Origin of the sequence: Odoribacter lunatus (assembly GCF_943193135.1) — a bacterium.
Lineage (GTDB): Bacteria > Bacteroidota > Bacteroidia > Bacteroidales > Marinifilaceae > Culturomica > Culturomica lunata.
On record NZ_CALPCZ010000032.1, the window covers coordinates 1 to 22,446 of the forward strand.

At 40.8% G+C, this 22,446-nt stretch carries 23 protein-coding genes and 4 tRNA genes; 8 read left to right on the forward strand and 19 right to left on the reverse strand.

The features are described 5' to 3' along the window. Positions 1-314: 314 nt before the first annotated feature. The 3 genes from NFR61_RS09855 to NFR61_RS09865 form a co-directional block, all read right to left on the reverse strand. Positions 315-385 (reverse strand) — tRNA-Cys (locus tag NFR61_RS09855). 60 nt (positions 386-445) lie between these two features. Beyond that, on the reverse strand, positions 446-799 hold the full coding sequence (gene folB / locus NFR61_RS09860) for a dihydroneopterin aldolase (protein WP_251623539.1): 354 nt from the start codon (positions 797-799) through the stop codon (positions 446-448). A 1-nt stretch (position 800) separates the two neighbouring features. Beyond that, positions 801-1,196 (reverse strand): energy transducer TonB, encoded by a 396-nt coding sequence (locus tag NFR61_RS09865; RefSeq protein ID WP_251623540.1) that lies wholly within the window; start codon positions 1,194-1,196, stop codon positions 801-803. Between the two features lie 125 nt (positions 1,197-1,321). On the opposite strand from NFR61_RS09865, the gene NFR61_RS09870 reads away from it, so the two are divergent. The 4 genes from NFR61_RS09870 (at position 1,322) to NFR61_RS09885 (ending at position 5,063) form a co-directional block, all read left to right on the forward strand. After that, positions 1,322-1,396 (forward strand) — tRNA-Val (locus NFR61_RS09870). A gap of 121 nt (positions 1,397-1,517) precedes the next feature. Further along, positions 1,518-2,675 (forward strand): TlpA disulfide reductase family protein, encoded by a 1,158-nt coding sequence (locus tag NFR61_RS09875; protein ID WP_251623541.1) that lies wholly within the window; start codon positions 1,518-1,520, stop codon positions 2,673-2,675. Between the two features lie 16 nt (positions 2,676-2,691). Beyond that, entirely contained in the window at positions 2,692-3,465 is a 774-nt protein-coding gene (locus NFR61_RS09880) for a UDP-2,3-diacylglucosamine diphosphatase (protein ID WP_251623542.1), read from the forward strand. A 59-nt stretch (positions 3,466-3,524) separates the two neighbouring features. Next, positions 3,525-5,063, forward strand: coding sequence for a YifB family Mg chelatase-like AAA ATPase (locus tag NFR61_RS09885; RefSeq protein ID WP_251623543.1), 1,539 nt, complete (start codon positions 3,525-3,527; stop codon positions 5,061-5,063). Between the two features lie 73 nt (positions 5,064-5,136). Here NFR61_RS09885 and NFR61_RS09890 read toward each other — a convergent pair whose 3' ends face one another. The 8 genes from NFR61_RS09890 to NFR61_RS09925 all read right to left on the reverse strand — a co-directional run bounded on the left by NFR61_RS09890 (position 5,137) and on the right by NFR61_RS09925 (position 9,626). Continuing rightward, a complete protein-coding gene (locus NFR61_RS09890; protein ID WP_251623544.1) occupies positions 5,137-5,823 on the reverse strand; it encodes an inorganic pyrophosphatase in 687 nt (228 codons plus the stop codon). Between the two features lie 14 nt (positions 5,824-5,837). Further along, the gene (gene lpcA / locus NFR61_RS09895) at positions 5,838-6,416 is read right to left on the reverse strand and encodes a D-sedoheptulose 7-phosphate isomerase (protein WP_251623545.1); all 579 of its coding nucleotides are present in this window, start codon (positions 6,414-6,416) and stop codon (positions 5,838-5,840) included. A gap of 14 nt (positions 6,417-6,430) precedes the next feature. Continuing rightward, positions 6,431-7,579: a molecular chaperone DnaJ gene (gene dnaJ / locus NFR61_RS09900; RefSeq protein ID WP_251623546.1), complete on the reverse strand. Its 1,149-nt coding sequence runs from the start codon at positions 7,577-7,579 to the stop codon at positions 6,431-6,433. Positions 7,580-7,621: 42 nt separating this feature from the next. Next, positions 7,622-8,194: a nucleotide exchange factor GrpE gene (locus NFR61_RS09905; RefSeq protein ID WP_251623547.1), complete on the reverse strand. Its 573-nt coding sequence runs from the start codon at positions 8,192-8,194 to the stop codon at positions 7,622-7,624. A gap of 114 nt (positions 8,195-8,308) precedes the next feature. Next, the gene (radC, locus tag NFR61_RS09910; RefSeq protein WP_251623548.1) at positions 8,309-9,025 is read right to left on the reverse strand and encodes a RadC family protein; all 717 of its coding nucleotides are present in this window, start codon (positions 9,023-9,025) and stop codon (positions 8,309-8,311) included. A 152-nt stretch (positions 9,026-9,177) separates the two neighbouring features. Continuing rightward, positions 9,178-9,432 carry a 30S ribosomal protein S20 gene (rpsT, locus tag NFR61_RS09915; RefSeq protein ID WP_251623549.1) on the reverse strand — a complete coding sequence of 85 codons (255 nt, stop codon included), beginning with the start codon at positions 9,430-9,432 and terminating at the stop codon, positions 9,178-9,180. A gap of 32 nt (positions 9,433-9,464) precedes the next feature. Further along, positions 9,465-9,536: transfer RNA gene (locus NFR61_RS09920), tRNA-Glu, on the reverse strand. A gap of 18 nt (positions 9,537-9,554) precedes the next feature. Next, positions 9,555-9,626 (reverse strand) — tRNA-Glu (locus tag NFR61_RS09925). Between the two features lie 117 nt (positions 9,627-9,743). Here NFR61_RS09925 and rsmI point away from each other — a divergent pair. After that, positions 9,744-10,442, forward strand: a complete 699-nt coding sequence (gene rsmI, locus NFR61_RS09930; protein WP_251623550.1) for a 16S rRNA (cytidine(1402)-2'-O)-methyltransferase — start codon at positions 9,744-9,746, stop codon at positions 10,440-10,442. Here the strand turns inward: rsmI and NFR61_RS09935 are convergent. From NFR61_RS09935 to recF, 6 genes are all read right to left on the reverse strand, one after another. After that, entirely contained in the window at positions 10,439-12,007 is a 1,569-nt protein-coding gene (locus tag NFR61_RS09935) for a hypothetical protein (RefSeq protein ID WP_251623552.1), read from the reverse strand. The genes rsmI and NFR61_RS09935 overlap by 4 nt on opposite strands. A 101-nt stretch (positions 12,008-12,108) precedes the next feature. After that, entirely contained in the window at positions 12,109-14,835 is a 2,727-nt protein-coding gene (locus NFR61_RS09940) for a WD40 repeat domain-containing protein (protein ID WP_251623555.1), read from the reverse strand. Between the two features lie 66 nt (positions 14,836-14,901). Beyond that, positions 14,902-15,561 carry a LysE family translocator gene (locus NFR61_RS09945; RefSeq protein WP_251623557.1) on the reverse strand — a complete coding sequence of 220 codons (660 nt, stop codon included), beginning with the start codon at positions 15,559-15,561 and terminating at the stop codon, positions 14,902-14,904. Positions 15,562-15,572: 11 nt separating this feature from the next. Beyond that, the gene (locus NFR61_RS09950) at positions 15,573-17,372 is read right to left on the reverse strand and encodes a lysophospholipid acyltransferase family protein (RefSeq protein ID WP_251623559.1); all 1,800 of its coding nucleotides are present in this window, start codon (positions 17,370-17,372) and stop codon (positions 15,573-15,575) included. Between the two features lie 25 nt (positions 17,373-17,397). Then, complete coding sequence (locus NFR61_RS09955) at positions 17,398-17,691, reverse strand: DciA family protein (protein WP_251623561.1); 294 nt, start codon at positions 17,689-17,691, stop codon at positions 17,398-17,400. Positions 17,692-17,707: 16 nt separating this feature from the next. Beyond that, positions 17,708-18,811, reverse strand: coding sequence for a DNA replication/repair protein RecF (recF, locus tag NFR61_RS09960; protein WP_251623563.1), 1,104 nt, complete (start codon positions 18,809-18,811; stop codon positions 17,708-17,710). 158 nt (positions 18,812-18,969) lie between these two features. On the opposite strand from recF, the gene NFR61_RS09965 reads away from it, so the two are divergent. Together NFR61_RS09965 and NFR61_RS09970 are read left to right on the forward strand one after the other, a co-directional pair. Then, complete coding sequence (locus NFR61_RS09965; protein WP_251623565.1) at positions 18,970-19,656, forward strand: tetratricopeptide repeat protein; 687 nt, start codon at positions 18,970-18,972, stop codon at positions 19,654-19,656. Positions 19,657-19,747: 91 nt separating this feature from the next. After that, positions 19,748-21,232: a hypothetical protein gene (locus NFR61_RS09970; protein ID WP_251623567.1), complete on the forward strand. Its 1,485-nt coding sequence runs from the start codon at positions 19,748-19,750 to the stop codon at positions 21,230-21,232. On the opposite strand, the gene NFR61_RS11205 is transcribed toward NFR61_RS09970, so the two are convergent. Next, a complete protein-coding gene (locus NFR61_RS11205; RefSeq protein WP_338150543.1) occupies positions 21,198-21,614 on the reverse strand; it encodes a hypothetical protein in 417 nt (138 codons plus the stop codon). The two genes, NFR61_RS09970 and NFR61_RS11205, sit on opposite strands and share 35 nt — an antisense overlap. Here NFR61_RS11205 and NFR61_RS11210 point away from each other — a divergent pair. Further along, positions 21,606-21,878 carry a hypothetical protein gene (locus tag NFR61_RS11210; RefSeq protein ID WP_338150544.1) on the forward strand — a complete coding sequence of 91 codons (273 nt, stop codon included), beginning with the start codon at positions 21,606-21,608 and terminating at the stop codon, positions 21,876-21,878. The two genes, NFR61_RS11205 and NFR61_RS11210, sit on opposite strands and share 9 nt — an antisense overlap. A gap of 19 nt (positions 21,879-21,897) precedes the next feature. On the opposite strand, the gene NFR61_RS09980 is transcribed toward NFR61_RS11210, so the two are convergent. Then, a partial coding sequence (locus tag NFR61_RS09980) for a nuclease/transposase family protein (protein WP_478354337.1) occupies positions 21,898-22,446 on the reverse strand: 549 nt, incomplete at its 5' end.

Sequence of the window (22,446 nt, forward strand, 5' to 3'; positions counted from 1 at the left end):
TTTACCTCAAAAACGATAGGTTTTCGGTAGCAAAACGATAGGTTTAAAAATAACGGGTTTAGTCATTAAGCCGGATGCATCTAAATGTGATTGCTAATATTTTAAATATCAGATACTTATTTGTTTTTTGCGGACATTCATTGAAAATAGATATTTAGTTTGAAAAAAAAGAGGCTCTTTTTAGTACAAAAAGAGCCTCTTTTTGCATCAAAAACATACTCTTTTTTATTTGGAAACAATAGCTTTCATTTTAAAGATGGATTAGAAAGGAAGAAAAGTAAAAAATCAGCCATTTGAAAATGGCTGATTTTTTGAGGTCGGTAGCAGAGTCGAACTGCTTTAGACGGTTTTGCAGACCGGTGCCTAACCCTTCGGCCAACCGACCTTTTTGCAGTTTTGCAAGGCAAAGATATTGCAATTTTACGAATTTCCAAAAAAAACAAATTTATTTCTCCAATGTGACACTTGTTGCCCCTACCTTTCCTCCTATCGGCGGATTCAGTTTGGCTATTTTTATTTTAACATAAAGGGTTTGAGGAAAGGAAGCATAAAGAGCTTTTATGATTCGTTGCGCCACATGTTCAAGCAGATGCGATGTTTTCATCATTTCTCCGGCGATAATTTCATACGCTGTCTGATAACTCAATGCGTCTTGGATGCAATCAGATTGCGCCGCCCGCGAGCAATCGTAACGAATTGCCGCATATACCAGAAATTTGTTTCCGACCAATTGTTCCGCTTCAAAGCAACCGTGGTAGGCATAAAATTCCATGCCTTCGATTTCAATGATTCCTTCCATGTTATTTTAGGTTTAAGGTGTCCGACAATAATTCAAATATGACCGGTATCTCATAACTCAATGATATCGGCTGCCCGTTTACGTAGAGGGGTTTCCAACGCGGCATTTCACCGATGAGCCTCATCGCTTCCGCATCCAACAGAGGATGAACGGATTCCACAATCCAGACACTGTCTATTTCCCCGGTTTGCATCAATGTAAAGTGTATCCGCACGGTTCCCTCTATTTCTTCGGCAATCGCCTGTTTCGGATAAACCAGATTGGAAAATATATAATTCCGGACATTTTCATAATCAAACGGTGTCGTCGCCACTGCTGTGGTGTCGTTCATCGCTTTCACTTCTTGCCACAAGATTGGCAAGAAAAACAAGAACAACAAAATGATTTTTTTTCGCATCTTTTTTGGTGTGTAAAGCATTCTTATTTCGTTTGAAACAAAGATAGAATTTCTTACAATTATTTTATGAAAGATTTTGTCAGAATAAAAAATTCGTTTACATTTGCAGCCGTAATCATGTGTCGGGGTTCTTAGCTCAGTTGGTTCAGAGCATCTGGTTTACACCCAGAGGGTCGGGGGTTCGAATCCCTCAGGACCCACAGAAGTTGAAGAGTTGAAAGGTTTGTTCTTTTCAACTCTTTTCCTTTTTAACCTTTTAAGTTTCTCAAAAAAGTCGTAATTTGCGCAGGCAAAAGTTAGATACAAAATCAATATAATTATATGAAACATTTCTTTTTTTGGAGCATTACCTTGTTAGCGCTGGCTTCCTGCAGCGATAAAGATACAGTAAAAATCAAAGGTGAAATTAAAGAGGGCGGTAAACAAGTAGTTTACCTTGACCGGGTGAATGTAGATGACATCATTACAGTCGATTCTGCCAAATTGGGTAGCAACGGACGGTTTTCGTTCCAATTGGAAGCGAAAGAACCTACTTTTTACAGATTGCGCGTCGGCAAGAATCACCCTGTTACGTTTGTTGCCGAACCGAACAAGGATATAAATATTACAGGCACCTGGAATAAGTTCCATGAAAATTACGATATTGAAGGCTCGGAAAGTTCCGCTCTGATTAAGTCTTTTGCTGCCGAGTTACGCAAGACACAAAGCAAGCTGGAGTCTTTAAGAAAAAGCTATGATGCTCTCCCTCAAGAGAAGAAGTTCGATACGGAACGAAAAGCTCTGGAAGCAGAATGGGATTCAACATTCGTAAACCAAGTACGTTATTCCCGCAATTTTATTATTGAAAATGCACTTTCGCCTGCTTCTTATTATGTTCTTTATCAAAAAATCAATAATGCGAATTTTATTCTGTCTCCCGATACCGATTTGCAATCTTACCGTATTGTGGCAACTTCTATGAGTACGCTGTATCCGGAATCCCAATACACAAAAGCACTACTTGCACATCATGACCGGATTATGAAGCAACGGGGCAATCAAAAAATGCGGGAGCTTATTGTCAATTCCGAAAACAATTTGCCGGAAATCTCTCTGCCGAATGTGAAAGGTGATACCATTGATTTAAGTTCTTTGCGCGGCAAATATATTCTGCTTGATTTTACGGTATTAAGTGCTGAGGGATGCGAAGCCTATATCAAAGAGTTGAAAAAGATTTACAACCAATTCAAAGGAAAAGGGCTTGAAATTTATCAGGTTTGCCTCGACCCCAATAAGCTATTATGGGAAGAATTAGTTCGGAAATATGATATTAAATGGATTTGCGTACACGACGGAGCTAATGTAAGAAGTCGTGCAGCCGCAGTCTGGAATATTCAGAATATTCCCGCCAATTATATTATCAACAGACAATACGAAATTGCCGGAAAAAATCTGACAGGAAGACGTTTGGAAGAAAGATTGAATGTCATTATCAAATAAACTTTCATTGAAGTTTATGGAAAAAACTGGGAATGGGAAGTGTATTTATTTTCTTTCCGATGTGCATTTGGGAGCTTCGGTCCTAAAAGATAACCGGGAAAGAGAGCAAAAAGTGACGGCTTGGTTGAATTCCATCCGTCCGCATTGTTCCGCACTGTTTTTGTTAGGCGATATTTTCGATTTCTGGTTTGAATACAAACGGGTTGTTCCTAAGGGATTTGTCCGCTTTTTAGCTACTATTTGCGATTTTACCGATGCGGGCATCGAAGTCCACTTCTTTACTGGGAATCATGACATTTGGGCTTTCGATTATCTTCAAAAGGAGTGCGGTATGATTGTCCACACTCACGACGAGCAGTTTGTTTTTAACGATAAAAAGTTTTACATCGGTCACGGTGACGGTTTAGACCCGAAGGATAAAGGTTATCTTTTTATTAAAAGGATTTTTCACAATTCTTTTCTCCAACACTGTTTTCGCTGGCTGCATCCGGACGCCGGCATTGCATTTGCGCATAAATGGTCTTCCCATTCCCGACTGAAAGATAACGGGAAAATTGAGGCGGACGCATACCGCGGCTCCGATAAGGAGGATATCGAACAGTATTGCCGCCAAGTTCTTCAAAAAGAATATTTCGACTATTTTATTTTCGGTCACCGGCATTTGCCTCTGGATATCAACCTGACTTCCTCAAGCCGTTATATTAATACGGGAGACTGGATTAATCACTATACTTACGCTGTTTTTGACGGCCACCAGATTTCGCTTGAAAGCTATTCTCCCCTCGGATAATTTTGTTTTAAGCTAAAAATGTCTTAACTTATTATCGTGTATGTCAAATTTACATCGATATGTTAGTTAAGATTTATAGCAGTGCGGTCAATGGTATCAATGCTTTACCGGTGACAATTGAAGTAAATATTTTGAACGGAGCGAAGTTCATTATTGTCGGTTTGCCGGACAATGCAATCAAAGAGAGTCAGCAACGCGTAGATTCCGCTCTCCGGCAAATCGGTTCCCGCATCCCCGGCAAACGGATTATTATCAATCTGGCACCCGCCGATGTAAAAAAGGAAGGTTCCGCCTACGATTTGCCTATCGCTATCGGCATTTTACTCGCCAACGAAGAATTGCCTTTGCAAGATTTCCGGGAATTTGTTTTCACCGGAGAACTTTCGTTGGACGGGAGCCTGGTACCCGTCAAAGGAGTACTCCCGATTGCCGTCAATGCTTTTGAAAACGGCTTTAAAAATATGATTGTTCCGCTTAGCAATGCCAACGAAGCCGCTGTGGTAAAAGGTCTTCACGTGTACGGTTTCTCCCATCTGCGGGAAGTGGTCGATTTCTTGAAAAATCCCCAGCCGATTACACCCGTCATCTTCAATATGAATGAAACCGGAGAAATGCCTGCGGATTTCTCTTTTTTCGATTTTAAAGACGTGAAAGGACAGGAGAATGTGAAACGTTCGATGGAAATTGCCGCCGCTGGCTCTCACAATCTTTTAATTATCGGACCTCCCGGCAGCGGAAAGACGATGTTGTCCAGACGCCTACCGGGCATTTTACCTCCTATGACGCTGGAGGAGTCTTTGGAAACAACAAAGATTCATTCCGTTGCCGGGAAGTTGCCACCCCATGTTTCTCTGATTACAACCCGCCCTTTCCGTGCACCGCATCATACTATTTCAGATATCGCCCTCATCGGCGGCGGCAATTATCCTCTTCCGGGCGAGATTTCTCTGGCATGCAACGGTGTGCTTTATCTTGATGAATTACCGGAATTTAAACGCAATGTGTTGGAGGTCATGCGCCAACCTTTGGAGGACCGCAAGATTACAATCAGCCGTGCCCGCTCGAGTGTGGAGTATCCGGCGAACTTTATGCTTATCGCCTCTATGAATCCCTGCCCTTGCGGTTATTACAATCACCCGACAAAAGAATGCACCTGCCCTCCCGGTGCCGTCCGGAAATATCTGTCGCGGATCTCCGGTCCTCTGCTCGACCGAATTGATATGCACATTGAAGTCGTTCCCGTTGAATTGGATAAAATGACAAGCGCAAATGAGACAGAATCCAGTAGTTGCATTCGGGAACGGGTTATCCGTGCCCGCAGGATCCAAACTGAACGCTTCAAGGAGTATGCCGGTATTTATTGCAATGCACAGATGACACCTACTCTTTTAAAGAAATATTGTCCGTTGGATTCCGCTTGCCTGACGCTATTAAAAACCGCCATGCAAAAATTCGGATTATCCGCAAGAGCCTATGACCGCATCATCAAACTCTCCCGGACAATTGCCGATTTGGAAGATACGGCCGTAATTCAGCCTCATCATATTGCGGAAGCTATACAATACCGGAGTTTGGACAAAGATTGTTGGGGAAGGTAATAAATCAAATAAAGCAAAAAAAGAAGTCCCTTTGATTATAACAAAGGGACTTCCCGTCGAATTATCAAGCAAACTACACTCGACTTAATATATCTTCCAATCCTTCAAAGTGATTTTTATAGTCCTCCAAACTGCGCCGGATAACTTCAAAGGCTTCTTCTTTTCCGTATACATCCGTAATTACCACTTTTTTCTGAACATTCTCCCCGTCCATCCCCGGCATATCTTTATAGGTTAAAAAGTAGTGTTTCAATCTATCAACGAAAACATGGGGCAAGTCTTTGATGTCATTATACCCATGGTATGTCGCATCATGCTTCAATACCGCGATAATCTTATCATCCGCTTCGTTTCCGTCCAACATACGAAATCCTCCGATCGGACGCACACGCGCGATAATGTCACCATGCGCAATAGTTTTTTCCGTCAATACACAAATATCCAACGGGTCTCCGTCCCCCGATATATCTGCACGTCCGGTTTGCTGCATACAGTAATCTGCCACTAAGTCTCCACAATAGCTTTGAGGTACAAAGCCGTACAACGCCGGCACTACATTGGAATATTTCTGTGGACGATCTATTTTGATATAGCCACTCACCTTATCCAATTCATATTTTACCGTATCAGTCGGTACCATTTCAATGAAGGCGGTTAAAACTTCCGGAGCTTCATTCCCTACTTCAATCCCATGCCACGGATGAGATTTGTATCTCAACCCCATCAAACGTACAATCGGATCATTAATTTTGTTTCCCATTTTTATATAAAATTTTAATCTCTCTTAAATAATTGATTTTCTATACATTCTATCAGAATGTGAATGATTTTTATATGAATTTCCTGTATTCTATCGGAATATTCGTGCCAGGGGACGATAATATTGACGTCACATTTGTCTTTCATCCTCCCTCCGTCTTTCCCGAACAGACCAACAACTTTCATCTTCCTGCCAATAGCTTCATCTACCGCCTTCAAGATATTTTGAGAATTCCCCGATGTAGAAATTGCCAACAAGACATCGCCCTCGCATCCATGAGCCTCTATATATTTGGAAAATATACAGTCAAATCCGTAATCATTCCCCACACAGGTAATATGAGCCGGATCGGATATTGCCACTGCAGGCAGTGCCCGTCTGTCACAACGAAAGCGCCCTGTCAGCTCCTCCGCAAAATGCATCGCATCGCACAAAGAACCGCCATTCCCACAACTTATAATTTTCCCACCATTCTGCAATGCAGCAACCATCAAATCGGCAGCCCTGCAAATTTGTTGGATATTTTTATCATCCGCAATGAAATTTTCCAATAACGTATTGGCCTGCTTAAAAGTATTCCGGATTAATTCCATTATTTTACACAGATTTATTTATCAAAAAGGTCTTTCATTTTTTTGAAGAAACCTGTCTTCTCCCCTTTTTTAACCGGGGTGAACATTGGATTTTCCTGAAGTTGCTCCATGAGCTTTTTATCTTCTTTAGACAAGTTCACTGGTATCCAAACATTTACTTTTACCAACAAATCTCCTCTCCCATACCCTTCTATTTCCGGTAATCCTTTTCCTCGCAAACGAAATATTCTTCCCGATTGCGTCCCGGCTTCTACTTTCATTTTCACCTTTCCCTCCAAAGTCGGTATCTCTATCGTTGTTCCCAATACTGCATCAGGGAAACTAATAAAAGCATTGTAAAGTAAATCGCTATCATCCCGCACCAACTCTTCATGTTCTATTTCCTCAATCACTACAATCAAATCACCGTTAATACCCCCACGACGAGCCGCATTCCCTTTACCACTCATAGACAACTGCATCCCATTTGACACTCCTGCCGGAATATTTAATGTCAGTACTTCTTCAGAAAGGAGTACCCCTTCTCCATTACAATGTACACATTTTTCATTAATAATTTTCCCCTCTCCTCCACATGTTGGACAAACAGAAGTTGTCTGCATCTGCCCCAATATCGTATTCTGTATGCGAGTTACCTGCCCACTACCGTGGCATGTTGAACAAGTCGAAAATGATTTTCCGTCTTTTGCTCCCGTCCCGTTACAATGAGAATCAGAAACATATTTTTTTACTTTTATTTTTTTCTCAACTCCCTTTGCAATTTCCTCCAGTGTCAATTTCACCTTTACCCGCAAATTAGTTCCCCTGTTCACATGACGAGCCTGCCTTCCCCCACCAAATCCGGAGAATCCAGTAAAACTTCCAAAAATGTCACCGAATTGTGAGAAGATATCGTCCATGCTCATTCCCGCTCCACCAAATCCTCCAGCTCCTCCTCCCATACCTGCATGTCCAAATTGATCGTATCTTCTTCTTTTTTCTTCATTACTTAATACATCATAAGCCTCCGCCGCTTCCTTAAATTTCTCCTCCGCTTCTTTATTTCCAGGATTCTTATCGGGATGATACTGCAATGCCAGCTTCCGATAAGCCTTTTTTATTTCTGACGCGTCCGCATTTTTCGACACACCAAGCACGTCATAATAATCTCTTTTTTCAGCCATTTTATTTTAAATTAGAGCACAAATTTACAAAAAGATACGCCATTATTCACCTACCACTACTTTGGCAAAACGCATCACTTTTCCATTTAACGTATAACCTTTTTGAATACAATCAACCACCTTCCCTTTCAATTCCGGTGTCGGAGCCGGAATTTTCGTCACCGCCTCCTGTTCATCCGTATTAAAGTCTGTATTAACACACGCTATCTCCTTCACTCCATTTTGAGTTAGAAAATCCTTAAAGCTATTATAGATTAATTCCACTCCCTGACGTAAGGCTGCCACATCGTCAGACTGCTCGATACTTGCCAATGCCCTTTCAAAATTATCAACAACCGGCAATATTTTATTCAAAACTTCTTCTCCGGCGTTTTTAATCAATTCCGCTTTTTCTTTTATTGTACGTTTACGATAGTTGTCAAACTCAGCTGAAAGCCGCAAATATTTTTCATTTGTAGCAGCCATCTTTTCTTCTAATTCTTTCAATGATATCGATTCTGTTTTGGTTTCCTGCTTCCCGGCATCTTCCTGCTTAATATCTTCTGCCACCTGCTCCTCTTGAACCGTATCTATATTTTCTTCCGCTTCAAATGTTTTCTCTTTTTTTTCTGCCATATCTTTATTACTGTAATTTAACTACTAAATATTATTATAACAGTAACAAAATTAAGCAAAATCTTTGCCAATCCCAAAATATCAAGCTACTTGTGACAATTTGACATATCAAATTCATCTCGTATAAAGACTCGTATTTAATATTCCTTCATCAACAAAACTATAATACTTATCACCGGCAATTATTACATGATCATGCAATGCTATTTCCAACATATTTCCCACATTCTTTATTTTCTCTGTAACAGCCCGGTCATTCCGACTTGGTTGTAGAGATGCACTGGGATGATTGTGAACAACCACTAATGCAAGAGCTTTCATCTCCAAAGCTTTTCGGAATAGTACTCGTACATCTATCACCGTACTTGCCATCCCTCCGGAAGAAAGACGCTCACATCCTAAAATTCGATTTGACCGATTTAAAAATAATACCCAAAACTCCTCGTGATCCAAATCCCTTAACAAAGGGGCCATATAAGCATACACATCCGCACTAGAAGTAATTAATGGTGTCAATACAATCTTTTCCCGTGCACGCCTCCTACCTATTTCCATTGCGACAACTATTGAAGTGGCTTTAGCCACACCTATACCCTTATACTTTTGAACTAATTCCTGCACACTCAAACGTGCTAAATTGTTCAATTCATTTCCACAGTCAGATAATATACGATGAGCTAAATCAGATACAGATTCTCCAACATTTCCCGAACGCAATATTATCGCCAACAATTCATACGTTGATAATGCTGTTACTCCGTTACGAAGCAATTTTTCCCTGGGTTTATCATCTTCTGCCCAGGATTTCATTGGAAGATTTTGTCCACACATAACACAATATTTTTATGTATGAACAATTTACGATTTTTCTCAGATATAAAAAAGAGGAAAGTTTATAAAATCTTCTTGTATCACTACAAAAAGAGACAGAGAGTGTCTATCGACACTCTCTTTCTATTTCTATAATTATAAGTAAATAAATATTAAACCAATTTATTTACGTGCAAAGCTAATTTTGATTTCAAGTTAGCCGCTTTATTCGCGTGGATAACATTTTTCTTTGCCAATTTATCCAACATTGAAACAACTTTCGGCAACAATTCAAGAGCTACAGCCTTTTCGTTCAAATTACGCAATTTTTTAACTGCATTTCTTGCTGTTTTAGCATAATAGCGATTTCTAGCGTTCCTTGTTGCTGTTTGTCTTATTCTTTTTTCCGATGATTGATGATTTGCCATCTCTACAAATTAATAAATTCAACTTTTTAGCGTAGTCCGTACGAGAATCGAACTCGTGTTACAAGAATGAAAATCTTGCGTCCTAACCCCTAGACGAACGGACCTTAATGCCCTTATTTTTGTAGTCCGTACGAGAATCGAACTCGTGTTACAAGAATGAAAATCTTGCGTCCTAACCCCTAGACGAACGGACCGTCCTTTTTACTTTAGCGGATGCAAATATACTGCAAATTTAATTTCTACCAAAAAAAAATACTTTTTTTTCCCCTTAAGAGTATATTTGCAACTTATATGTTTTCAATATAATAAATATGGGCAAGCTTTATTTAATCCCCACACCTGTCGGCAATCTAGAGGATATTACACTCAGAGCGCTTCGTCTATTAAAAGAAGTAAGTCTCGTCTTAGCGGAAGACACACGAACAACCGCTAACTTATTTCATCACTATAATATCAAAACACCTTTACTGTCTCACCATAAATTTAATGAGCATCAACAAGTTGCCAATATTGCTGAAAAATTGCAAAAGGGAGAAGATATAGCTCTCGTCAGTGATGCAGGAACACCCGGTATTTCCGACCCTGGTTTTCTACTTGTTCGCACCTGCGTAGAACAAGGTATCGAAACAGAGTGTTTACCGGGAGCCACTGCCTTTGTTCCGGCATTGGTTAATTCGGGTTTTCCTTGCGACCGATTCTGTTTTGAAGGGTTTCTTCCGCAAAAAAAGGGACGCCAAAAACGTCTTTTAGCTTTAGCAGAGGAAAGCAGGACAATTATCTTTTATGAATCTCCCTATCGATTAGTCAAAGCCTTAGAACAAATGTCCGGGATTTTCGGTAATGATAGAAAAGCATGTGTTGCTCGGGAAATCAGCAAAAAGTTTGAAGAATACAAACGAGGTACCTTGAATGAACTACATGAATATTTCACACATAATGGTGTCAAAGGTGAAATTGTCTTATTAGTTGCCGGAAAAGGGAAAGAAGAATCTGAACAAGAAGAGGATTAGAAAATTTTATCCATATCCAATTTTGCCTCAAGTATCAATCCCAATTTTAATTCTGCCCCTGGGTCTATCACAATAGATGTCTCTCCATTTCCACTTGTTTCTGCTTTTACGGAGATAACGATATACTTCGTTCTTTTCAAATTAAGTATATTCTCATTTGAAAGCTCAATATCATTTTCTCCTTCCTTAGGTAAAATAACACGACCTCCCTCTAACTCCGGGGCATCTAAGAAATGTTCTACTACCACAGAATCTATCGGTGTTTTCGTTTCATTCAAGAAATACAGACAGCCTGCTCCTAATCCCAAAGGGATATTATTTTCTGCCCGTACCTTAATTTTAGCTGATTTTATTTTATCTGCATCAGCAATGTTGATATCATCTATGGTATCATTAAATATCACATCTTTTATACTTAAATTAAGAGGTATTTCAACTTTCACTTTCACATCTGCATTTATATCTCCCTTACTCAACACGACCACGTTTGAATCATAAAAAACAATGACTTCCCCTGAATAAGAAATTGAATCCTTAGGCGGCAATGACAACAATGTATCGATATTGGAATTCGATGTATTATAGCCCTGTATCTCTTCCTGTTTACCTTCAAATGTCAGCTTATAACCACTCTTTGGTTTCAAAGCCACCGACTTATTGTCACCATAAGCAACAAAATTCATATCCGCTTGCATCGGTACGACCACCCCATAATGCTTAACTATTAAATCAACTTTCGGATTAGCAAACTTGAAACTCCCGTTAAAATTATCCCAAAACTCTATTCCCATATCAAATGTTCCAGCCGGAATTGGTATTTCCAAAGGATTTATTTTAGCTTTAATCTGGGAACACTCCATGTTTTTTATATCAATTGACACGATTAACTCCGATGAACTCCCTGCTTGTGCTACCAATCCTTTTACACGTATTTCACATTGAAGTTGATTGGGATGTTCCTCCATATCAAATACAACATTCTTTAGCCTTTCCAATTTTGGAGAGGCATCTTGAGGAGTAAATTTAACACATATCGGCTGTAAAGAATTTGAATCAAGGATATTCGTAAACATCACCTCCAGCGTATCATAATCAATATCTCGAGATAATTTATACTCAACATCTACAGATCCCCATAATTTAATCAATTCTCCTTTTTTAAAATTAATCGTACGCACTAATGGAAGGAGTTCCAAATCTAATGGAGTTGTAGATGACGCCCCTACTAAATCCTCCGAAACACCTCCCACAGGAATACTTTTATAAAAAGAAACTATCGCTTGAGGCAATTCTATTACATTCCCCTTTTCAAGATGAAATATGTCCTCTTCATAACGAATAAAAATCGTATCATTTTCATTAATAAGCGGTGAATTTTCTTTATCAGTCTGCTCTATTAATTTCCATACAGTATAATTTGCAAAAGCCAATTGTAAAGTATAGTCCGGTTCCCAATTTTTTACACCAACATTATCAAACTTCAATAAATCTGAATCCCCACAAGAGAATAAACATAGTAATGCACTTAATACAATACTCCAACTCGCTTTTTTCAAAAATGTCATAATCATTAATCTAATTTAACGAACGCAAAAGTATGCCAATGCACACAAAAAACAAATTTTTCCACACTTTTTCATTCTCCCGTACAATCTCTTACAAAACCCTATCTCTGCACTCTGTATTTTATCAAACTACCATTTCCCTCTCCAGCCAACAGATAAAAATCACCATTATCTGCAAAAATTATAGAAAAAGGAGAGTCCCCACTTATCGGGAAACCCTTTGAAAGACCATTTTTCAAACTTAACATAAACATATTATGCCTTTCCCTATCAATTAAACCTACCCGAACATCCCCGTTTGAAAAACGATATACATAAGGGAAATCCAAACTATGTGCTTCTAATTCTTTTTCATAAATCTTTTCCCCTTTTTGATTATACACTATCAACTTCCCTCCTGTGGTAAAAATAAATTCATCTAAACCGTCATTATTCACATCTGCCACATTCATCTGCACCTCATCCATTTGTTTTCCACACATAATCTGCTTCAACTTTCCGGTAAAATCAACTAAGTTTATCGTCCCTTTTCCATCAGAAAAAGCCATTACCGATTTTCCCGCATGCTTTGTTAAATACAAAACCGTATGGGGAGCCAAGTCAAAAACAGAAGACACTCTGACACGTTCATTTCCTTTACGGTCTAAAATATAAAGACGATAGCGATCAGCATATACAATATAATCTTTCCCCGCAACTCGGTAATGTTCCACCGGAGTAACAATCTTTTTATCTGCTTTCGGACTATTCCAACCTTTTACCAATGCCCCCTTTATATCATATAAATACACCTTTTGATCAACACAAGGAACAAAAATCCGATACGTTCTATTATTATCGTAATCAAACATTGTAATTCCCTGCTCACAAGAAGATTTTAATAACACCGGGAAACCTGTTACCGGATGCCCGTTGCGATCAATCAAATAAATCCGGGAAGAAGTAGAAAACAAATATTGTAATTTTCCATTTTTCAAAGCATCGACCTGATAAACTTTACTATTAATAGATCCGTCTATTTTCTGCTGCCACAAAACTCGTCCCGAAGCATTCAATAAATAAATCGTATGGAATTCATCCTGCACAAACAATTCTCGCTCCTGTGTATTATGATTTACAACCGGAACCGGTTTCATTGAAACCTCCGCTTCCAACTTCGTTTGCCATAATAAATGAGGACGTTCTGTCGTCGTACGTACTTCATCCGTACTCAAAAAAACAGTATTATACAACATATTCCCCTCATTTGAATATTGCAATGCTAAAGCAGAAAAAACCGATAATTCATCCCGATGAGAAGCAACATATTTTCGTACATCCTTTGTAGCCAGATATTCATAATAAGGCAACACACGAGGCATATTCGCAAAATAAGCTAAATTAGATTTCACCGACATCTTTGTTTTTAATTGTTTATACCACTCCGCATCTTTTATATAATTATGATGTATATGAGCCTTCAAAACATCAACTATTACTTTTTCCGAAGATGCCAGAAACAAATAATTATCGACGACCAAAGCATATCTTGATTTTACACCTCCGAGAATACCACCCCAATAAAGAGACGGCAAATCCTCCACCGGAAATTTATAATAAGCAAATGCCTGCTCCCTATCGGATTTATAAACACGACGATAACTCTCCGGATGTACATTATTCACTTTAGCATTTATTTCCAATACCGCCTCAATCCATGCACGACAGAGCCCTCCGGATTTTAATCCTACCACCACAGCTCCCTCCGTTTCTTCTTTTGCTTCATTAAAGGCCGTACTAATAAAAGCAAATTCTCCTTGCAACAACTCCCCCAACTCTGTTTCAGCATTCTTGCCTAAAAGCCTTGCATATTCTTGCTTTTTTCTTCTTATCTTCTCAATAACCCCACTATCATAACGATAATTATCAAGCATTACTAAATAACCTTTCAAATCACTTAAACTGAATAACAGCAATGACTGCACATTAACAGGAATAATATTCTCCATAGAAGACTCTTTGGGAATTTGCCCCTGCAAAGTCTTCATAAAAGAAGCATTCATATCGCTGTAATTCATAAAACCATTCAACACAACACCCGCTGATAAAATATCTCCATCCAGCGCCCCCCACTTAAAACATTGCGTAATATCTAATTCTGGAAACAACTTCTTCGTTTGAAACAACCGAGGAAAACACTCTGAAAAAAAAGCCTTATTCAAAAAAATATTCATTCCCGCACCTACTGAAAAATATTTATTGATATTCTCATAGGAAGCATTACGCTTCTTACCCTCCTTTTTCCCCTCAAACTGTTTTAAAGCATCTTCTACATACAATTCCGAATCAGAAAGTAAAATCATCCCCTCTTCAATAGCATAATATATCTTCTCCTTTTTCACAGCCAACGAATAAATTCGATAAGCACCATACTTGCGTACACTCTCTTTTACACTCGGGAAAACCTCTCTGAAAAAACTGACAATTTCATTGCGGGACAATACATCCCGATTATCCATAACCCACAACAAAACCGGGTTACGTTTACCTTCCATACGTAAAGCCAATACCCTGGAATCAAAAGAAACAAAATCCCTCTCCATCAAAGTATCAACCGCCTGATACAACAAATGCTTACGAACATTCTGGATATCTGAAGAAAAAGCTTTTTGGATTTTATCCGACAAACAACCCTCCGAATTGAAACTCACCACCAATGCCGAATTATTAGGTATAAACGAATCTTTACTATTGTTTGACAACTCCCCCCTTCTGTTTATATACCAAATGGCATATACAACTATTCCAACCAACACGATAGCTGCAAACACCAAGATTCCCTTTCTCATAATAAAAAATTTTGAGAGCAAATTTAAAAAAATATCAAGAAAGGAAAGGAACAAGTCGGATTAAATTCAAGCCGCGGGAGGAAGCATAGAACGAAACGGCTCAAAAGCTGACAGAATAACCAAACCACCCAACACCGTTATAATAATACCCGACACCCGGTTAATTGTTATCAAAACCCTCAATCTGAATTTTCTTCTAAAAATATTTACAACCGTCGACAAGACATACCACCACGCACATCCCCCTAAAAATATTCCCATCAAAACCAATATCTCTGTAAAAAATGTCGGAACCTCTCCTAATACAGACGTTCCGGCAAACACCGCCATAAACACAATCACAGTCACTGGATTAGAAACTGTCAGAAAAAAGAGAGAAAGAAAATCCCCTATCAAACCCTTCTTCGTCACTCGCCGACGAGCCTTTATCTGCTTCAACGGATTATCAAAATAAATCTTCAAACCAATCACCAATAAAAAAATACCTCCGATAATTTGAAGAAACACCTCATGTGCTTTAATCGCATTCACCACAAACCCCAACCCAAAAGCCGCCACAAAAGCATAAAAAAGATCCGCACAAGCCGCTCCCATTCCTGCTATAAAACCTGACAAAGCACCCTTATGCAACGTCTTCTGAATAATTAACACTCCCATCGGCCCCAATGGTACAGAAACCATCAAACCAATCAACATCCCTCTAAAAATATAAACAACATCATACATAGCCTTACTCATTACAATTCGACATTATCTGCCGTAAATCGATTCAGTATTGTTTCATCATTTATCTCCTTAGACAAAGATTCAATTGTATTCATCGGAACATCGAAAAGATCCAATATAAGCAACCCATCCAAGCACATATTAAATTTAGGGTCAATATTAAATCCCACAATCTTAGCATTCAAAGAAATATATTTCTTCAACAAAACCGGTAACTTATCACTGGAAGGCTCTATGTCTCCAATCATTTTATCCAAAACACCTATATTATCTTGCGTCGCCTGCAACATAACATCAATATCCGGATCCTTCGTCTCCACCCGATATTTACAACGGGAAGAAACAAAGCGAGCCAGCTCATTATTATAATGATTACGAATAATAAACTTCATAATCAACTCTTTAGAAGCCTCCGTATACTTCCCGCTAATAGTAACCGGTCCTATCAGATAACGATACTCCGGATTTTTAATCAAGAAATACAATATCCCCTTCCACAACAAGAAAAGCGGCAAAGGCTTACGCTGATACTCCTCTATAATAAACGAACGACCTAACTCTATGGACTCATACAAAATCGGCAACATCGCCTTTTTTATCTTAAAAAGAGAATCAATATAAAATCCTTTCACTCCATATCGGTCAATAATATCCTTCCCCTTACCGACCCGGTAAGCGCCAACAATCTTATGCGTATCATTATCCCAAATAAACAAATGGAAATAATAAAGATCATACTCATCCATATCCACACTGCGGTTCGTCCCTTCACCTACCGCCCGGAAAGTAACCTCCCGCAATCGCCCTATTTCATTCAACACATTCGGTATCTTGATCGAAGGTGCACAAAACACACTATAATTCTTCATATCAAACAGAAGATAATCCTCAACAATACCTTGCACCTCCTTCAACAAAACCTCCGGTTCCACCGGCAAAGCAATCTCCTCCGCCTTAGGTGAGGCCTGGGGAGACTTCAAAAAAAACTTCTTCACCTCCAAAGAAGTACCCAATAAATAAGTCTTCGCCCGCAAAAACTTTCCGTACTGCACTATATCCGAAAATGAATTTTGAGTCTCTACCGATATCGGATTGCCAACCCTTAGCTTCACCACCGTATTCTTCTTATTCAACAGTTCGGAAGGCAACTTCACCGTCCGCAACATTGGATGTATCAAACCCAAAAGATGAAACAACAAACTATTGGAACCCTTAAAATAAATAGGGACAACCGGCACATTCGCCTTCTTTATCATCTTCAGTACAGAAACACCCCATTCCTTATCCTCAATCATATTTGAATCGGCCTGATAAGCGGACACCTCTCCCGCAGGAAACAAACCGAGCGGACTCCCTTCAGACAAATGACGCAAAGCCTCCTTTATCCCTGCCGTACTGGAAACACTCTTATAACTCTCAAACGGATTCACACCTAAAAAATAATCCTTGATAGGCTCTATTTTCTTCAGCAAGAAATTAGCCATCACCTTATAATCCGGACGAATCTTACTCAACAACTGTATCAAAATAATACCGTCCAAACCTCCAAACGGGTGATTGGAAATAGTAATAAAAGCACCCTCCTTCGGAATCTTTTGCAAATCCTCCACCTTAATCTCCACACTCACCCCCAACTCCTCAATCAAGCGATCCAAAAAAGCATGGGCATCCGTATCATATACATCCGAATACAACTTATTAATCTTATTCAGCCTCATGACATACATAACCAGCTTCGCCAACATATTTCCCCCGAAACGATTCAAATTCTCCGAAGCCTTTAAAAGATCCCTTGATTCAATCAAATTCATAAAACCGATTATAATTTTAGATTCATCACTTTATAATAATATCCTTCACCACATTCTCCCCCACCCTTGCATTCAGCGCCTCAATCAGCCCCTCCTTAACCATCAGCAACTCATTCTTAACAACAGCCGACGTAAAACAAACAAACAACTTCCCCTCCACCATCCTCAAACTCTTCGTCTTGGAAGCAATCATTCTGCCAACCACCTCCGGCCACACCTCCGTAACCTCACATTCCCGATACCTCCTATCCAGCCCCAACTGCCTCAGAGCCAAATCCACCACCTCATCCAATTTCATTGTCTTCCCTTGATTCAGCATACTCATTCCTGATTAATTATTCCACAAACGAACCATTCCCCTGAGCAAAAAACAACTTATACCCCACCTCCTGCGACTTCAATATATCATCCAAATGCTGTCTGTTCGTATCCGTTATAAACACCTGCCCGAACATATCCTGTCCGAGCAGCTCGATAATCCGCTGCACCCTCTCCGCATCTAGCTTATCAAATATATCATCCAAAAGCAACAACGGCTTCACCTTATTCAACTGATAAAGCCAGGCATACTGCGCCAATTTAAGAGCAATCAAAAACGTCTTTTTCTGTCCTTGAGACCCGATTTTCTTCACCGGATAATCTCCGATGGCCAGACTCAAATCATCCCGATGAATACCCACCGACGTATACCCCAATATCCTATCCTTCTCCGCCGCAGCCTTCAAAGCCTCCTGCATACCCTGCCCCTCCTGCAACGACGACTTATAAGCCAGTGACACCGCCTCCTTACCCGAAGAAATCAACTCATAATACCGTTGAAAAAAAGCCTCAAAAGCACCCACAAACTCCATTCTGCCCTTCAATATCTTCTCCCCGCAACTCACCAGCTGCTCATCCCACACCTCCAGCATCATCGGGTCTATCACCCGTCCATCCGACGCCCGAAGCAAAGCATTGCGCTGTTGCAACGCCTTATTATAACGAATCAATGCATGCAAATAATCGCGGTCACTTTGGCTGATAATACCGTCCACCAACCTCCGTCTCTCCTCGCTCCCCCCGTCTATCAAAGAAACATCCTCCGGAGCAATCATAACCAACGGAAGCAAACCTATATGCTCCGAAAGACGCTCATACGCCTTGTGATTCTTTTTAAAAACCTTTTTCTGCCCCCGCTTCAGTCCACAATACACCTCAATCTCATTTCCCTCCCGCTCATACTTTCCCTGCAACACAAAAAAAGCCTCCTCATGCCGTATATTCTGAGTATCCGATAAATTAAAATAACTCTTACACATCGACAACTGATGCAACGCATCCAGCACATTCGTCTTCCCCGCCCCGTTATTTCCGACAAAACAATTAAAACGGCGGCTAAACGCAAACGTCGCCTCCGCTATATTCTTGAAATTTACGATATGCAGCTCTTTAACAAACATCGGCTCTCCTGTTAGCAAGCAAATACCTCTGATTAAGGCAGACAAAGATATAAAAAGAAAAAATAATTTTTATTTTCACTTTCAGTTTAAAATTAAAAAACTACTTTTGCATCCTGCAACTTACAATGAACATTAATACAGGCTTAAAGCATATTATCATGGCAAAAGAAAAAAAACACGACGATCAATTCGAGCAAATTGAAGACGTATTGACAAGAGGAGAGCAATTTATCGAAAACAACCAAAAAATGCTCGTCAATGCCGTAATCATAATACTTGTCATCATCGGAGCATTCTTAGGGTACAACAAATTCATCAAAGCCCCTAAAATAGAAGAAGCCGCCAACCAGATATTCGGAGCGCAAAACTACTTTGAACAAGACTCTTTCAACCTGGCATTAAACGGCGACGGCAACATCACCGGATTCCTGGAAATCGCAGACAACTACGGTTCCACCCCGTCGGGCAACTTAGCCAAATACTACAGCGGGCTCTGCTTCCTCTACTTGGGAGACTACAACCAAGCCATCAACTACCTGCAGAAATTCTCTTCCGACGACTTCTTGATGTCCAATCTGGCAATAGCCAACATCGGAGACGCTTACATGCAGTTAAAAGAATACAAAAAAGCGGCCGACTACTACGCAAAAGCAGCTTCATCCAAACTGAACGACTTTTCAACACCCATATTCCTTATGAAAAACGCATTGGCGTATGAAAAAGCAAACGACTATGCCGCAGCGTTAAAAGTGTATGAAAAAATAGAAAGCGAATTTCCCAACTCTCCGGAAGCAAGAAATATTGAAAAATATATCACACGAGCTAAAACAAATCTTAAAAAATAAATAAACTCAAAAAAAGCGCCCCTGCAAGGGGCTTTTTTTTTGCTTATATTGTTAGCTTTGTAGCAAATACATAAACAACAACAGGACATCTATGAAAAAACAGATACTGCTCGGGCTGGCAATATGCCTCTCCCACCTGCTATCCGCTCAATCTTTAAACATAAACGGAACCCTCGTCATCGAAAACGCCAGTAGCGAAGGCGCACGCATCGTCATATTAAGAAACAACATCGAACTGGAAAGAAAAGAAATAAGCAAACGGGGCAGATTCGATTTAAAACTCGGAACAGGAGCCGACTACCGGCTCTCCTTTGAAAAAGATGGCTACATCACAAAAATTGTCAATATCAACACCGACGTACCCGACGAAATAATCCAAACCAACCCCGACTTCCCGCCCGTAAAACTCATCGTCACCTTATTACCGCAGGTAGAAGGCGTAGACATCAGTATATTTGAGCAGGCAATCGCCAACCTCAGCTACAACTACGAACTCGACGACTTCACATTCGACAAAGAATACGCCGAAAAAATCAAAGGCAGAATCGCCAAAACCGAACAGGAAATAAGAAAAGCACTGGCACAACGAGGCTCCGAAGCACTGGCCAGAGAACAACTGTTTACCGACCTCTGCACAAAAGGCGAAAACGCATTCAACCGCAAACAGTGGCAAGACGCCATCGCCAACTGGCAAAAAGCCCTGGAAATAAAACCCGACAAAAAAGAACTGGAAGAAAAAATCGCCATCGCCCAAAAAGAAAACGAAAGGGAACAAGCTGAAAAAAGTATCGCCGCACAAAACGCACGCACCTACAAAATGCTGATTACATCCGGCGACAGCCTGTTTGCACTAAAAGACTACACCGCAGCCAAAGAAAAATTCACCATGGCAAAAGACTTGCCTGTAGCGGACAAATACCCCCTGCAAAAAATAGCGGAAATTGACGCCATCATCACCAAAGCCGAAAGTGACAAACAAAAACAGGAAGAAGCGGCACGCAGGCAGCAGGAAGAGCGGCAAAAAGCCGAACTGATGAGCCGTTACAACCAAATCATAGCCGAAGCGGACGCAGCATTCAAAACCGAAAGCTACGCCATCGCCCGCACCCACTACACGGAAGCCGACCAGCTCAACACCGGCGAAACCTACCCCAAAAACAGGATAAAAGAAATCGACAACATACTCAACTCCGCCAAATACCAACAGCGCCTGGCAGAATTCAACCACAACAAAGAATTGGCTGAAAACGCCCTGGCCGAAAAAAATTACGCCGGAGCAAAAGTATACTACGAAAAAGCAGCCTCCATCCTGCCCATAGACAAAGAAGAAATACAGAAAAAAATCGCCGAGGTAAACAAACTCATCGAAGCCGAACAACTGGCGCTCCGCAACAAAGAATACCAGGAACAAATCCAGAAAGCCGACAAAGCATACAAAGAAAAATCATACGCCATAGCCAAATTCTACTATCAGAAAGCACTGGAAATAAAAAAGGATGACAAATACGCCAAAGAAAAGCTCAATGAAGTAGAAAAACAAATCAATGCAAGAACCGAAAAGACTGTAGAACTATAACATGAAAAAAAGATACTATCTCCTCCTTGCCGGCCTGCTCATCTGCGGCGGCATCCGGGCACAATACCGGAACAGCGACAGCGGCTTCCTCCTGGGAATAAACGCAGGCTACACCTACCCCCTCGGAGACTTCGGTAAAATCAACAAAAACGGGCTGGGAGGCAACCTCTCCGCCAAATACCTCATCAACCGGGTCATCGGGCTGGGCTTGGAAGCCGGCTACCACACCTTCAAAACCGACATCGCAAGCAACGACAACATATCGCAGGGCTACAAATGCAGCCTCATCCCCTTCGTTATCGAAACCACCTTCTACATCCCCACATGGGACAGAACCCTGCTCCCTTACTGCGGACTCCACTTCGGAGGCTACATGACCCACATCGCCATCAACCAGAAATCAAGCCTCTACGGCGACGCCTCCGTCTCCGAAAAACTCAACCTCTTCTCGCCAGGCATCGGCCCTGACATCGGCATGCTGATAGAACTAAGCGAATACGTCAAACTCGACCTAAAAGTAAAAGGAGACTACGTCCTCAACATCAAAGAAGAATACAAAATCGACGACTACACCCGGGGCAACATCGGCTTCAACAAAATCATGAACCTGGGGCTTAGCATCGGATTACTCTACACCTTTCAATAAAAATACAACGCGCCAACAACTACAACCGCTCAATCTCCCCGACTGAAAGCCCCGTAGCCTGGGCAATGGTTGCTATCGAAATTCCGAGCGACTTCATATTCCGGGCGATTTCCAAGCGGCTTTCACTTCGCCCTTTGGCTTCACCTTCCGCCCGTCCTTCCACCCGTCCCTCTTCACGGCCTTCTTCACGGCCTTCTATCCTGCCCTCCATACGTCCTTCCTTCCGCCCCTCTTCCAACCCTTCGATGCGGGCGGTGTCCATCACACTGCGCTGTACGCGCAGGTCTTCGATATTGCGGAGATAGGCGGCGCGGTCTCGCTTGTCCAAAGAAGAGAATTGCAAACGCTCGCGCGCTTCCGCCAATCCAGGCGCCTGCGTGTCCATCCCAATTTCACCCGTCTTCAGGAACACTATCCATTCATCCAGAGGCGTCACTGCCTTCTGGTCAAACTCATTCACCCGAAGAACATAGTACTCCGGAAACAAATCGCCCGCCGACTGGCAGATAAAACGCTCCGTCTGCTGTTTCGACAATTTCAAAATGTCATTATTGTGAATACCCCGGAA

Excerpts from the sequence above, each read along its gene's own strand:
- NFR61_RS09965 (WP_251623565.1), top strand. The coding sequence starts at position 18,970 with ATGGCAAAAGAAAAAAAACACGACGATCAATTCGAGCAAATTGAAGAC.
- NFR61_RS09885 (WP_251623543.1), top strand. The coding sequence starts at position 3,525 with ATGTTAGTTAAGATTTATAGCAGTGCGGTCAATGGTATCAATGCTTTA.
- rsmI (WP_251623550.1), top strand. The coding sequence starts at position 9,744 with ATGGGCAAGCTTTATTTAATCCCCACACCTGTCGGCAATCTAGAGGAT.
- NFR61_RS09955 (WP_251623561.1), bottom strand. The coding sequence starts at position 17,691 with ATGCTGAATCAAGGGAAGACAATGAAATTGGATGAGGTGGTGGATTTG.
- NFR61_RS09905 (WP_251623547.1), bottom strand. The coding sequence starts at position 8,194 with ATGGCAGAAAAAAAAGAGAAAACATTTGAAGCGGAAGAAAATATAGAT.
- NFR61_RS11210 (WP_338150544.1), top strand. The coding sequence starts at position 21,606 with ATGACCCACATCGCCATCAACCAGAAATCAAGCCTCTACGGCGACGCC.
- NFR61_RS09950 (WP_251623559.1), bottom strand. The coding sequence starts at position 17,372 with ATGAATTTGATTGAATCAAGGGATCTTTTAAAGGCTTCGGAGAATTTG.
- recF (WP_251623563.1), bottom strand. The coding sequence starts at position 18,811 with ATGTTTGTTAAAGAGCTGCATATCGTAAATTTCAAGAATATAGCGGAG.
- radC (WP_251623548.1), bottom strand. The coding sequence starts at position 9,025 with ATGTGTGGACAAAATCTTCCAATGAAATCCTGGGCAGAAGATGATAAA.
- NFR61_RS09970 (WP_251623567.1), top strand. The coding sequence starts at position 19,748 with ATGAAAAAACAGATACTGCTCGGGCTGGCAATATGCCTCTCCCACCTG.
- rpsT (WP_251623549.1), bottom strand. The coding sequence starts at position 9,432 with ATGGCAAATCATCAATCATCGGAAAAAAGAATAAGACAAACAGCAACA.
- folB (WP_251623539.1), bottom strand. The coding sequence starts at position 799 with ATGGAAGGAATCATTGAAATCGAAGGCATGGAATTTTATGCCTACCAC.
- NFR61_RS09875 (WP_251623541.1), top strand. The coding sequence starts at position 1,518 with ATGAAACATTTCTTTTTTTGGAGCATTACCTTGTTAGCGCTGGCTTCC.
- NFR61_RS09945 (WP_251623557.1), bottom strand. The coding sequence starts at position 15,561 with ATGTATGATGTTGTTTATATTTTTAGAGGGATGTTGATTGGTTTGATG.
- NFR61_RS09865 (WP_251623540.1), bottom strand. The coding sequence starts at position 1,196 with ATGCGAAAAAAAATCATTTTGTTGTTCTTGTTTTTCTTGCCAATCTTG.
- NFR61_RS09940 (WP_251623555.1), bottom strand. The coding sequence starts at position 14,835 with ATGAGAAAGGGAATCTTGGTGTTTGCAGCTATCGTGTTGGTTGGAATA.
- NFR61_RS09880 (WP_251623542.1), top strand. The coding sequence starts at position 2,692 with ATGGAAAAAACTGGGAATGGGAAGTGTATTTATTTTCTTTCCGATGTG.
- NFR61_RS09890 (WP_251623544.1), bottom strand. The coding sequence starts at position 5,823 with ATGGGAAACAAAATTAATGATCCGATTGTACGTTTGATGGGGTTGAGA.
- lpcA (WP_251623545.1), bottom strand. The coding sequence starts at position 6,416 with ATGGAATTAATCCGGAATACTTTTAAGCAGGCCAATACGTTATTGGAA.
- NFR61_RS09935 (WP_251623552.1), bottom strand. The coding sequence starts at position 12,007 with ATGACATTTTTGAAAAAAGCGAGTTGGAGTATTGTATTAAGTGCATTA.
- dnaJ (WP_251623546.1), bottom strand. The coding sequence starts at position 7,579 with ATGGCTGAAAAAAGAGATTATTATGACGTGCTTGGTGTGTCGAAAAAT.